This window comes from Pseudomonas sp. MWU16-30316 (assembly GCF_020515645.1).
GTDB lineage: Bacteria > Pseudomonadota > Gammaproteobacteria > Pseudomonadales > Pseudomonadaceae > Aquipseudomonas > Aquipseudomonas cerasi.
In genome coordinates, this window is the sequence record NZ_JAIZAZ010000001.1 from 342,570 (window position 1) to 355,507 (window position 12,938).

General features: G+C 58.5%; 12 protein-coding genes. 8 read left to right on the plus strand and 4 right to left on the minus strand.

The features are described 5' to 3' along the window. The first annotated feature begins 50 nt into the window (after positions 1-50). The 7 genes from LCH65_RS01675 (at position 51) to LCH65_RS01705 (ending at position 7,809) form a co-directional block, all read left to right on the plus strand. Positions 51-1,769: an ABC transporter ATP-binding protein/permease gene (locus tag LCH65_RS01675; protein WP_226439079.1), complete on the plus strand. Its 1,719-nt coding sequence runs from the start codon at positions 51-53 to the stop codon at positions 1,767-1,769. Between the two features lie 114 nt (positions 1,770-1,883). Next, complete coding sequence (locus LCH65_RS01680; RefSeq protein WP_003313750.1) at positions 1,884-2,633, plus strand: FadR/GntR family transcriptional regulator; 750 nt, start codon at positions 1,884-1,886, stop codon at positions 2,631-2,633. A 280-nt stretch (positions 2,634-2,913) separates the two neighbouring features. Beyond that, positions 2,914-3,825 (plus strand): 5-dehydro-4-deoxyglucarate dehydratase, encoded by a 912-nt coding sequence (gene kdgD / locus LCH65_RS01685; RefSeq protein WP_044309446.1) that lies wholly within the window; start codon positions 2,914-2,916, stop codon positions 3,823-3,825. A gap of 165 nt (positions 3,826-3,990) precedes the next feature. Then, the gene (locus LCH65_RS01690) at positions 3,991-5,376 is read left to right on the plus strand and encodes an MFS transporter (protein WP_003431603.1); all 1,386 of its coding nucleotides are present in this window, start codon (positions 3,991-3,993) and stop codon (positions 5,374-5,376) included. A 10-nt stretch (positions 5,377-5,386) separates the two neighbouring features. Further along, a complete protein-coding gene (garD, locus tag LCH65_RS01695; protein WP_003431601.1) occupies positions 5,387-6,940 on the plus strand; it encodes a galactarate dehydratase in 1,554 nt (517 codons plus the stop codon). Between the two features lie 244 nt (positions 6,941-7,184). After that, entirely contained in the window at positions 7,185-7,424 is a 240-nt protein-coding gene (locus LCH65_RS01700) for a PLDc N-terminal domain-containing protein (RefSeq protein ID WP_003431600.1), read from the plus strand. Between the two features lie 190 nt (positions 7,425-7,614). Further along, positions 7,615-7,809: a hypothetical protein gene (locus LCH65_RS01705; protein ID WP_003431599.1), complete on the plus strand. Its 195-nt coding sequence runs from the start codon at positions 7,615-7,617 to the stop codon at positions 7,807-7,809. Between the two features lie 264 nt (positions 7,810-8,073). Here the strand turns inward: LCH65_RS01705 and LCH65_RS01710 are convergent, their stop codons facing one another. From LCH65_RS01710 to LCH65_RS01720, 3 genes are all read right to left on the minus strand, one after another. Further along, on the minus strand, positions 8,074-8,274 hold the full coding sequence (locus tag LCH65_RS01710) for a hypothetical protein (RefSeq protein ID WP_003313743.1): 201 nt from the start codon (positions 8,272-8,274) through the stop codon (positions 8,074-8,076). Between the two features lie 219 nt (positions 8,275-8,493). Then, positions 8,494-9,279: a sulfite exporter TauE/SafE family protein gene (locus tag LCH65_RS01715; protein ID WP_003368645.1), complete on the minus strand. Its 786-nt coding sequence runs from the start codon at positions 9,277-9,279 to the stop codon at positions 8,494-8,496. A gap of 92 nt (positions 9,280-9,371) precedes the next feature. Then, on the minus strand, positions 9,372-11,195 hold the full coding sequence (locus LCH65_RS01720) for an EAL domain-containing protein (protein ID WP_226439080.1): 1,824 nt from the start codon (positions 11,193-11,195) through the stop codon (positions 9,372-9,374). Between the two features lie 362 nt (positions 11,196-11,557). Between LCH65_RS01720 and LCH65_RS01725 the strand changes: the two genes are divergently transcribed. Beyond that, a complete protein-coding gene (locus LCH65_RS01725; protein ID WP_226439081.1) occupies positions 11,558-12,013 on the plus strand; it encodes a GNAT family N-acetyltransferase in 456 nt (151 codons plus the stop codon). A gap of 13 nt (positions 12,014-12,026) precedes the next feature. Here LCH65_RS01725 and LCH65_RS01730 read toward each other — a convergent pair whose 3' ends face one another. Continuing rightward, on the minus strand, positions 12,027-12,527 hold the full coding sequence (locus LCH65_RS01730; protein ID WP_003431595.1) for a GAF domain-containing protein: 501 nt from the start codon (positions 12,525-12,527) through the stop codon (positions 12,027-12,029). Positions 12,528-12,938: the final 411 nt, after the last annotated feature.

Here is a 12,938-nt window from a genome sequence, read left to right on the forward strand (position 1 = left end):
CTTCATTGTGCTCAGGCATCGTACTTTCGAAGAGAGCGAGCCTGAACCACATGAATCGCAATGCTGAATATTCTGCCGTCAACGATACTGTGCAAGGAGCCTTTCTACCCCGCGTCTGGAAGCTGATAACGCCGTACTGGCGCAGTGAGGAAAAGGCCACTGCCTGGCTGCTGCTGGTCTCGGTGATTGCGCTGTCGCTGTTCAGCGTGCAGGTCTCGGTGTTCTTCAACAGCTGGTACCGAGACTTCTACAACGCTCTGCAGAACAAGGATCTTGCCGCGTTCACCCACCTGATCCTGTACTTCAGCGGCATCGCCGCGATCGCCATTCTGGCGGCGGTCTATCGCTTGTACCTGACCCAGTTGCTGACCATCCGCTGGCGCCGCTGGCTGACGGAGAAACACTTCGCGCGCTGGCTCGCGGACAAGAACTACTACCACCTGGAGCAGGGCGGTTACACCGATAACCCTGACCAGCGTCTGTCCGAAGACCTCAACGAGTTCACCACCAGCACGCTCAGCCTGGGCCTGGGTTTGATGAGCGCGGTGGTCAGTCTGGTGTCGTTTTCAGTGATCCTCTGGGGCGTGTCGGGCAGTATCGAGGTGTTCGGCGTCACCATTCCCGGTTACATGTTCTGGGCGGCCATGCTCTATGCGCTGGTGGGCAGCCTGCTGACCCACTGGATCGGCAAGCGGCTGATCCCGTTGAACAACCAGCAGGAGCGATTCGAGGCAGACCTGCGTTTTGCGCTGGTGCGTGTGCGCGAAAACGCTGAAAGCATTGCCTTGTCCGAGGGCGAACGCAATGAAAACCAGCGCCTGAGCGCGCGCTTCATGATGATCTGGAATAACTTCCGGGCGTCGATGAAGGTCCAGAAGCGGCTGACGTTCTTCACCTCGGGCTATTCGCAGATTGCGCTGATCTTTCCGTTCATTGTGGCCGCGCCACGGTATTTCGCCGGCAAGATCGAGCTGGGTGATCTGATGCAGATCAACTCGGCATTCGGCAATGTGCAGGAGAACTTCAGTTGGTTCATCAGCGCCTATGGCACGCTGGCGTCATGGCGCGCCACCAGCGACCGTCTGCTGAGCTTCTGTCAGGCGATGAGTGACAATGAAGATCGGCAGCCGGCCATCGAAAGAATTCACGCCAACGACACGCTTGACCTGCGCAATCTGGGCTTGAGCATCGCCGGTGGGCGGCAATTGCTGAGCGACGCGAGTCTGCAGGTCGGCGCGGGAGAGCGGGTGATGCTCAGCGGTCGTTCGGGCAGTGGTAAAAGCTCGTTGCTGAGGGCGTTGGGCGGTCTCTGGCCTGAGGGGGCGGGGCAGATTCGCTTGCCCACCGGTACGGCGCTGTTCCTGCCGCAGAGGCCTTACCTGCCTATTGGCACACTGCGTGAGGCGATGAGTTATCCACAACCCGCGGAACATTACCCGGCTCAGCGATTTGCCGAGGTACTGGAGCAGTGCCGTCTGGAGCACCTGATACCGCGTCTGGACGAAAGTAATCACTGGCAGCGTTTTCTCTCACCGGGCGAGCAGCAGCGGGTGGCGTTCGCTCGTGCCCTGCTGGTCGCGCCGAACTGGCTGTATGTGGATGAAGCCACCTCGGCCATGGACGAAGATGACGAGACGGCCATGCACCGCGCAGTCATCGACGGGCTGCCGGGCCTGACGCTGATCAGCGTCGGGCACCGCAGCAGCCTCAAACGCTTTCATGACCGGCATGTGCGTGTCGAGGGCGGCAAATTGATCGAGCAACCGTGATTCGCAACGTTTTGAGGTCGATGCTATAGGGGACACGGCGCTTTTGAGGGTGTGATCATACAACCGCTGAGCTATGATTAGCCCCATGTTTAGCAGTCCAGAGATCGATGTTGGATGGAAAATCAAAGCGCTCTGCCCCGCGCCCGCAGAAAACACCGCAGCCTCGCGCAGGAGCTGGTGACAGAGCTGTCCGAGCGTATTCGCAGCGGTCAGCTCAAGCGCGGCGACAAACTGCCCACCGAATCCGCAATCATGGAAGAGCAGGGCGTCAGCAGGACTGTCGTGCGTGAGGCGATTTCGCGTCTGCAGGCCTCCGGTCTGGTCGAGACCCGTCACGGCATCGGCACCTTCGTGCTCGACACGCCGAGCCCCAGTGGCTTCCGGATTGACCCTGCGACCATCGTCACCCTGCGTGATGTACTGGCGATTCTCGAGTTGCGCATCAGTCTGGAAGTCGAGTCGGCAGGCCTTGCAGCCCAGCGGCGCAGTGATGAACAACTGGCAGCCATGCGTTCGGCGCTGGACGCGCTCAATGAAAGTGCGGCACACGCCACCGATGCCGTGGCGTCGGACTTTCAGTTCCATCTGCAGATTGCCTTGTCGACCGGCAATCGCTACTTCACGGACATCATGACCCACTTGGGCACCAGCATCATCCCGCGTACCCGGCTCAATTCCGCGCGTCTGGCGCATGATGACCAGCAGCACTACATGGATCGGCTGAGCCGTGAGCACGAAGAAATCTTCGACGCCATCGCCCGCCAGGATTCCGATGCGGCCCGCGCGGCCATGCGCCTGCACCTCACCAACAGCCGCGAACGCCTGCGCCATGCGCATGAAGAGGCTGAATCGCAGCGGGCTTGAGGATTAAAAGAGGACACGGAGCGTCCGGAACGGCATACCCACGCTGGAGCTTGGGTACGATAGATGGCTGGGGGAACACCTATCGTTCCTCACGCGCCAGACGCTCTGCGTCACACATCTATGCGGCAGCGCAAAAGTCAAAACCGGGCTCTGTCCGCTCCCCCTGAAAAAACCCGAAAATCCCTGTTGAGTGATTTTATTATCAGTTGTACGATGACTTACGACATCGGCACTGACCCGGTGATCCTCTAACAATTAAGTCCTCCAGGGTGTTCGAATAATGAATCCACAAGAACTGAAGTCCATCCTCTCGTCCGGTCTGCTGTCTTTCCCGGTTACCGATTTCAATGCCCAGGGCGACTTCCACCGCGCCGGCTACATTAAACGTCTCGAGTGGCTGGCCCCGTACGGCGCAAGCGCTCTGTTCGCTGCGGGCGGCACAGGTGAGTTTTTCTCCCTGGCTGCCAGCGAATATTCCGAAATCATCAAGACTGCCGTCGACACCTGCGCCACCAGTGTGCCAATCCTCGCCGGTGTAGGCGGGCCGACTCGTCAGGCCATCGAGTACGCGCAGGAAGCCGAGCGTCTGGGCGCCAAGGGTCTGCTGCTACTGCCGCACTACCTGACCGAAGCCAGCCAGGACGGCGTTGCCGCGCACGTCGAAGCCGTGTGCAAATCGGTGAAGATCGGTGTGGTGGTCTACAACCGTAATGTCTGCCGCCTGACGCCGACCCTGCTCGAGCAACTGGCCGAGCGTTGCCCGAACCTGATCGGTTACAAGGATGGCCTGGGTGATATCGAGCTGATGGTTTCGATCCGCCGCCGTCTTGGTGACCGCTTCTCGTACCTGGGCGGGCTGCCGACCGCTGAAGTCTATGCCGCTGCCTACAAGGCGCTGGGCGTGCCGGTCTACTCGTCTGCCGTGTTCAACTTCGTACCGAAACTGGCGATGGACTTCTACCACGCCATCGCCCGCGACGATCATCAGGCGGTCGGTAAATACATCGACGATTTCTTCCTGCCTTACCTGGAAATCCGCAACCGCAAGGCTGGCTATGCCGTGAGTATCGTCAAGGCCGGCGCGAAGATCGCCGGTTACGACGCAGGTCCGGTGCGCGCGCCGTTGACCGATCTGACGCCAGACGAGTGCGACATGCTCGCCGCTCTGATGGACAAGCAAGGCAAGCAATAACACCTGCCACGACAAAGCCGCTGAGCGATCAGCGGTTTTTTCATTGCACTGCATGACCCTTACAGGTGGCAGATGTCGTCGCCGTGATACTGCCAAGGGGCCTGTAACGCTACACCCAAAAAACAGATTTACCCGCGTAAAAAAATAATCAGTGGGAGCTCTACCATGCAAAAGTCCAAGCCGACGCACGTCCGCTATTTGATCCTGTTGATGCTGTTTCTGGTCACTACGATCAACTACGCCGACCGCGCCACCATCGCTATCGCTGGTTCCAGCATTCAGAAAGACCTGGGCATCAGTGCCGTCACTCTGGGCTATATTTTCTCCGCATTCGGCTGGGCCTACGTGGCCGGTCAGATTCCCGGTGGCTGGCTGCTCGACCGTTTCGGGTCGAAGAAAGTCTATGCCATGAGCATTTTCACCTGGTCGCTGTTCACCCTGCTGCAAGGCTATGTGGGCGAGTTCGGCGTCTCCACGGCAATCGTTGCGCTGTTCATGCTGCGCTTTCTGGTCGGTCTGGCCGAAGCGCCGTCCTTCCCGGGCAACGCGCGCATCGTCGCCGCCTGGTTCCCGACTGCCGAGCGCGGCACCGCCTCGGCGATCTTTAACTCGGCGCAGTACTTCGCCACCGTGCTGTTCGCTCCGCTGATGGGCTGGATCGTTTACACCTACGGCTGGCAGCACGTGTTCGTCGTGATGGGCGCGTTCGGTATCGTGTTCTCCATGATCTGGATGAAGGTCATCTACGGCCCGCGCAACCACCCGATGATCAACGAGGCCGAACTGGAGCACATTTCCAGCAATGGCGCGCTGGTCGATCTGGATCAGGACAAGGGTAAAGGCGCGCAAAAAACAGCCAGCAGCGGCCCCAAGTGGGATTACATCCGCCAGTTGCTGACCAACCGCATGATGCTGGGTATCTACCTCAGCCAATACTGCATCAACGGCATCACCTACTTCTTCCTGACCTGGTTCCCGGTGTACCTGGTTCAGGAGCGCGGCATGACCATCCTCAAGGCTGGCATCATCGCCTCTCTGCCGGCTATCTGCGGCTTCATCGGCGGGGTATTGGGCGGCATCATTTCCGACTACCTGCTGCGCAAGGGCCATTCGCTGACCTTCGCCCGCAAGGCGCCGATCATCGGTGGCCTGCTGCTGTCGACCTCGATCGTGACCTGCAATTACGTCGACATCGAATGGGTGGTCGTGGGCTTCATGGCCCTGGCATTCTTCGGCAAGGGCGTGGGTGCGCTGGGCTGGGCTGTGATGTCCGACGTGTCGCCCAAGCAGATCGCCGGTTTGAGCGGCGGCCTGTTCAACACCTTCGGTAACATTGCATCGATCACCACTCCGATCGTGATTGGCTACATCATCAGCAGCACCGGCTCGTTCAAATGGGCGCTGGTGTTCGTGGGCGCCAACGCGCTGCTGGCGGTGATCAGTTACATTTTCATCGTGGGTGAAATCAAGCGTGTGGAATTGAAAGAGCCGCCTGCCAAGGGGCCATTGCTGAACGACTCGGTCAGCGACCTTTCCGAAGCAAAATCCTGAGGAAACCGTGATGAACCTGATTCAACATGCCGATTCGCCACGCTATATCCGGCTGCATCCGCTGGATAACGTCGTGGTCGTGGTCAACGACCAGGGTGTGCCGGCCGGAACCGAATTCGACAACGGCCTGGTCACTGTCGATAACGTACCGCAGAGCCACAAGGTCAGCACCGTTGACCTGGCCGTGGGCGAAGCCGTGATTCGTTACGGCCACACCATTGGCTATGCATTGCAACCAATACCGCGCGGCAGTTGGGTCAGGGAAGACCAGTTGCGCATGCCTTCCGCGCCTGCGCTCGACAGCCTGCCGATGTCCGATGCCGTGCCGGAAAAGCAGGCGCCGCTCGAGGGTTACACCTTCGAAGGCTATCGCAACGCCGACGGCACAGTGGGCACTCGCAACATTCTCGGCATCACCACTACCGTGCAGTGCGTGACCGGTGTGCTCGACCACGCGGTCAAGCGCATCCGTGACGAGTTGTTGCCCAAGTACCCGAACGTCGATGACGTCGTGGCGCTGACCCATAGCTATGGTTGCGGCGTGGCAATCACGGCCACCGATGCCTACATCCCGATTCGTACAGTACGCAACCTGGCGCGCAACCCGAACCTGGGCGGCGAAGCGCTGGTGATCAGCCTGGGCTGCGAGAAGTTGCAGGCCGGACAGGTCATGCATGAGGGCGACAGCTCGGTGGACCTCAGCGAGCCTTGGCTGTATCGCTTGCAGGACTCCAGTCATGGCTTCAATGAAATGATCGAACAGATCATGGAGCTGGCCGAAACACGTTTGAGAAAGCTGGATCTGCGGCGTCGCGAAACGGTTCCGGCGTCGGAGTTGATTCTGGGCATGCAGTGCGGCGGCAGTGATGCGTTTTCCGGCATTACCGCCAACCCGGCGCTGGGTTATGCATCGGATCTGCTGTTGCGCGCTGGGGCGACAGTGATGTTTTCCGAAGTGACCGAAGTGCGGGATGCCATCTATTTGCTGACTTCCCGCGCACAGGATCAGGACGTCGCACAGGCGCTGGTGCGGGAAATGGACTGGTACGACCGCTATCTGGCCAAAGGCGAGGCTGATCGCAGCGCCAACACCACGCCGGGCAACAAGAAGGGCGGGTTGTCGAACATCGTCGAGAAGTCTCTAGGGTCGATCGTCAAGTCAGGCAGCAGCGCCATCAACGGCGTACTCGGCCCGGGCGAGCGGGTCAGCGGCAAGGGCTTGATCTTTTGCGCGACACCGGCCAGTGACTTTGTCTGCGGCACCTTGCAACTGGCTGCCGGTATGAACCTGCACGTGTTCACCACCGGCCGCGGTACTCCGTACGGCCTGGCGATGGCGCCGGTGGTGAAGGTCTCGACCCGCACCGAACTGGCCCAGCGCTGGCCTGACCTGATCGACATAGACGCCGGACGCATTGCGACCGGACGCGCGAGCATCGAGGACCTGGGTTGGGAGCTTTTCCACTTCTACCTGGACGTGGCCAGCGGCAAGAAGAAGACCTGGACCGAGCATTACCGGCTGCACAACGACATCACGCTCTTCAACCCGGCACCGATTACCTGACGGAAGTGTGACGCGCAGCGTCACGAACGGCATTCCCACGCTGGAGTGTGAGGCGCGATGTGCAGAGGAATACGCCTATCGTGCCCATGCTCTGCTTCGGCGTGCCGTTCTGGACGCTCTTGCCTCTGCGCTGAGCACCCGGTCACAATCCGAAATATTCTCTGAACTTTAAGGCTCTTTTTGACCTCTTCTACAGTAGGGCAGCCGATCTGGTTGCCTTCGTTGATGGTGCAGGAGATTTCAAATGGGTTGGATATCGGAAAATCATTTGTGGTTGTTCGCAGCGCTGACCGCCCTGATCGTGATTTCGGACATCTGGGCAGTACTGCGTATTCGCAAGAGCAAGGCACAATCCAGCAACAAGCTGATGTGGATCATTGTCGTTGTTGCCGTGCCAATCGTTGGCGTGCTGGCTCTGCTGATTGCGGGTCCGAGTCATGTGGACACACCGGCCAGACCTGAGCAGCAAAGCACCAAGTACTGACCCCGCTTTTCAAAAATACCCCGCCTGCGGGCGTGGGTATTTCCTCATGTAGATCGCTCCCTCCTGTTTTTCGACACCTTTGCTCACAAAGGTGGAATGTCGGCTGGCAAAAATAAAAATCTCTGCAATTCTTCTGCAATGGTGAGGTGTTTACATGCTTGCCATCCAGACCTGAACAAGGAGAAAGCGTATGTCGATCATGACCAAGTGGGCGTTACAGGCAGCTGCGTTGTTTGTGCTGGGTTGGATGGCAGTTTCGGTGGCGAGCTGGAGCAATCACGTTGCCAATGGCACCGGCAGTGATCGGCTGGCAGAGCTGAATGCTGGCGTATTGGGCAGCCAAGTGCTGGCTGTATCATCGTCGCCCGCAGCGCAAGACGAGTAATCCCGCCGCATCAGCGTGGGAGCACCGGCACTTTTCTGCAGGCAAAAAAATGGCCCACAACGGGGTGGGCCAAATGGGATTCATCAAAGGAGTAGGGCCAATTTACGCAGCCGGACGTGAAGGGGATGTGAAACGGATGTCATGGAAACGAGAAGTGGTTCGATAATTCAAGCGGCGTTATGACAGGGCGAACATGACAGGGTGAAGCAGCGTCGCCCATTGCCTGGCAACGCTGTAGGGATTAATTCGCGGGGAGGGGGCGGTCTAGCGGGCGGCCGCCTGAACACTTATTTCGGCCGCTGCGCGGCGTGCCATATGCGGCAGCGAATGAGGCGCGTCGATTCTGGATTTCATGCGGTCGGCAAATTCTCTGGCTTCCTGCCAGCTCCGGCATTTGACCGGGTAGTCGTCCAGTATTACAACCCAAGCGTCGCCATATACACCTTCTTCAATTCGGATGAGCATTGTTGGCATCTCCTTTCAGTGAGGGTAAGTCTGTGCCGGGTCATCGGCGCTGAAGCTGACGCACGAAATCCTGCGCCGAAAATCGGTGTCTCGCTACAGAAAATTACAATTCCCGATGAGTGCGCACAGCCTGCAAGCAAACCGGCTCTGCGGCTTTCGAGGCTATGTTCGTGGGCAAGCCTGACTCAGAAATGTGACAGGCTGATGGATAGGCGCCGATCAAAACGCCAGCTTGAAGCCGATCGTGCCCAGCATGATGGCCAGGAAGGGCCGTAGCAGGTCATCGGAGACGCGGCCGGCCATGTGGCTGCCCAGGTAGATGCCGGGCAGTGAGCCCATCAGCAGCCAGCCCAGCAACTCCCAGTTCATGTTGCCCATGCTCGCATGACCCAGGCCTGCGACCAGCGTGAGCGGGACCGCATGGGCGATCTCCGTACCCACCAGACGTCGGGTCGGCAGCAATGGATAGAGGATGAACAGGGCCACCGTGCCCAGCGCGCCTGCACCGATGGAGGTGAGTGCAACCATGGTGCCGAGGATCAGACCGGTGATGACGGTCAGTACCGTCAGGCTGGTGCCGCTGAAAAACGAGTACCCGTCTCCGCGCCGATGAGCGAAGGCCAGCAGTTTTTTCTTGAACAGAACGGCGAGTGCGGTAAGCAGCAGCACATAGCCCAAGGCCTGCTTGATGATCGCGTTAAGTGCTTCGGGGGCGGTGTGCAGGGTGCTCAGAAACCACAGCGTCATGAGCACCGCCGGGACGCTGCCCAGAGTCAGCAGCCCGGTAACTTTCCAGTCGATGTTGTCGTTCCTGCGATGAACCAGAACCCCGCCGGATTTGGTAATCGCCGCGTACAGCAAGTCCGTGCCGACCGCCGTGGCCGGATTGATCCCGAACCACAGCAGTATCGGAGTCATCAGCGAGCCGCCGCCGACTCCGGTCATGCCCACGATGAAACCGACTACCAGCCCTGCAACTACGAAACCCAGACCACCCGCTTCCATATCCAACCTTTTTCAAGCAAACGCATCAGGCAAAAAGTGGCGGGCAGCATAACGGCTTGCGTTGTAATCGGTTATGAAGATGTGTTCTAAGGTTATAACCGTTTGTCGCGGATGATGGCGGCTTCTGCGGCTTCGGAGGCACTCTGCAGGCGCTGGTTGGGGCCCAGCCAGTTCAGCAACGCCTCGGCTTCCATGGGTTTGGCGATCAGATAACCCTGACCTTCATCGCAGCCCCACTGCTTGACCAGGCGACGAATCTCGTCGGTTTCGATGCCCTCGGCCACGACGCAGTAACCAAGTTTCTTGGCCAGACCGATCAGTGCCTTGACCAGACGCTGATCGGTTTTGTCGGACGCCAGATTGCGGATCAGCGACTGGTCGAGCTTGACCGTCGTGGCAGGCAGCTGCCGCAGGTAATTCCAGTTGCTGTAGCCCGTACCGAAGTCATCGATCGCCACATCCATGCCCTCCTGGCGCATGCGCTCCAGCTGGTGGCGCACTTCTGCCGGGTTGTGCATCAACGCGCCTTCGGTGAACTCCAGCTCAAAGCGGGTGGGGTCAATCTTGTGCTTGCCCAGCAGGCGTATCATCCGGTCGGTGAACGCCGGGCCGGTGAGGTCTTCGGGCGTCACGTTGATCGCAATACGGAAATCGAAACCCTGCTGCTGCCAACGAGCGGCCTGTTCGATTGCACTGGTCAGCACCCAGAGGCTCAGCGGGCGCATCAGAGCGGTCTTCTCGGCCAGCGGCACGAACTCGGCAGGCCCGATGGCGCCGAGCGTCGGGTGATTCCAGCGCAGCAAGGCCTCTACCGAGGTGCACAGGCCGGAGTCGAGGTCGATGCGCGGTTGGTAGACCAGACGCAGTTGATCGTCAGCATGCACCGCCCCGGTCAACGAACTGAGCAATTTGAAAGCACGCTGCTGGGCGGCGTCAAAGTGCGGTTCATACATCGCCCAGCCGAGGTCGCGGTCGCGGGCATCGTCGGCAGCGCTGATCACCATGCGCATCCAGTCCTGTTCTTCGACCGGATTACGGTTAAGGGTCACGACGCCCAGGCCGACCTGCATCTGCACCGGAATTCCCCGGCACTCAACGGGCGTCTCGAAATCCTTGAGGATGGTGCGGAACAGGTGTTCGGGCGTACGGTCGCCTGCCAACAGAAAGCCGAAGCGCGTAGGACTGACCTTGTATAAAGAACAGGTCGGCGGCAACAGTCGCTCCAAGCGGCTCTTGATACTTGTTACCAGGTCTTGGGAGAAGCTGTAACCCAGGGCCTTGACGATATCGTTGAGGAACGCGGAGGTAATCATGTCCACCACGACCAACTGATAATCGACACTGGATGCCACGGCCTGATGAATATCTTCCTGCAGGCGCGAGCGGTTGTACAAGCCGGTGGGCTGGTCGATAAAGCAACTGAGCCTGAGGCCGACAATGCGTTTCATGACCAGCGACGCAAAGCGCTTGAGCATCTGCGTCTGGTACTCGCTCATCGGCTCGCGCGGCTTGGTATCAATCACACACAGGCTGCCCAGGGCAATGCCGTCATCGGTGATCAGTGGCGCGCCTGCGTAGTAGCGAATGTCAGGGTGTCCGGTCACTAGGCTGTTGTTGACGAAGCGCTCGTCGAGCGTGGCGTCGGGAATCTCGAACAGTGTTTCGGAAAGGATGGTGTAGGCGCAGAAGGACACGTTGCGTGGTGTTTCGCGGGCATTCAGGCCTACCCTTGCGCGGAACCACTGACGGTGCTCATCGACGATCGAGATCAAGGCAATCGGCGTCTCGAAAAAGGCAGCGGTCATCGCGACGATTTCATCGAATACGTCATCGGACGTATCTTCAAGCACGCACAGCTCCCGTATGCGCAACAGACGTTGCGTTTCATTCAAGGGAATAGGGGCACTGGCGTTCATGACAATTCTCAATGGGTGCTCGATGATGACTATATGACATCACGAAACTCACTTTAACAGACGAAAATATTCCGACCACAGCGGCGAGATACCGATTAATCGGCCGCAGATCGGATTTTTTGAACGGTATCGTTGTTCAAGCCGCGCACGGCGAGGGGTTGGCCATTTGTTTACGGTATCTTGTGAGCACTACCATTCGTCGACTGGCCGAAAATAAGTTGATCGAACGTCGTTATTCGGGCTGTTCGCCTACATTTTTTGTATGAGGAGTGCGCAAATCCTTCGCCGTATGAGCGGTGTCTTGCTTGCCATTGCGCGTTCGAAATGAATTCACCTACTGCAGGGTAACCAGGAACCACGCCATGAGCATCAAGGTAAGACCCGCCCGCATAGCCGAAGCGGATGCCATCAGTCGAGTGATATTGGCGGCCTTGCGAACCAGCAATGCCAGGGATTATCCCGTCAGCGTGATCGAGCGCGTGCAATCGGGTTTCGGCCCGGGTGCGATCGAGCGGTTCATGCTGCAGCGTCAGGTGTTCGTGGCGTCAGAGGGCAATGTGGTGGTGGGCACTGCGAGTCTGGAGGGGGAGGTCGTGCGCTCGGTATTCGTCGACCCTGACAGGCATAGGCAGGGGATCGGACGTTTATTGATGGCCGAGCTGGAGGCTGTCGCACGCAATGCGGGCGCGGTGCGAATGGTTGTACCGTCATCCTTGACTGCGCAGGCGTTCTACTTGGCGCTGGGTTTCAACGTGGTGCGGGAGCATATGGAGGGAGAGGAGCGCACATTGATCATGGAGCGGCAACTACGCGTCTGAGGCATTCCATGCCTTAAGCGGTGACTTCCTGCATTTCCTGCAATTGATAGTGCGCATACAGCGTGCTGGCGATCAGCGTGCAAAACACTTTCAGGGTATCGAGGGTATTGGCGTCATCGAGTGGCGCAGGCTTGGTATCCAGGCCACACAGGGTGCCGAAGAACTCTCCGTTGGGAAAAATGATCGGCAACGAGAAGTAGCTCTGGAAACCGTACATTTTAGTAATGGGATGCTCTGCGTAGACGGGGTCGGTCGCGACTTCGTTGATCACGATAGGCTGGCGGTGCTGACGCAACTCATTGCAGAACGTGGTCTCCAGCTTGAGCTGATGACCGGGTTCCAGCCCGAACTGGATTTCATCGTATACAGCACATGCGGTCCAGCTGGCCTCGGTTACTTTGGCAATTGCCGCAAATCTCAGCCCGGTCAGCCGGGTCACCAGTCGTAAAAGACTGGAAGTGGCCTCGATTTCACTGATGACTGCCAGCTCTGCTGAAGTCAGTTTGTTGTTCAAAATGTGTCACCCTGGTCATAAAAGCACTGATGCGGCCTTGGCGGTACGCCGGGCGCTGCCGATCCCGTGCAGGAAGTGATCGTGTCATACCTGATCGTGGCTTACATAAATATTGTGTTGTTCGACGCCAACTATTGAATGAGTTCAATGCCCCTGTCAACGTTGCGGGCTTTTTCAAATAGCCTGTGCTTGTAAATAGGTCTTTATGGATCCTATTTCAACTAATGAAGACTATGTGTCTGAAAGGCTGTCAGCAGAGAGACGCGGCTCACAGTTTTTGAGAGGAGGGGACCGCCGGCTGGAGGAACCATTGCGGGTTTTTTGCCGAAAACGGTACTGACGCTATATAAAGAAGGGCAGCAGACGAATCTGCTGCCCTTCTGTCATGCCCGGCATGTGTGGGTGTTGTTC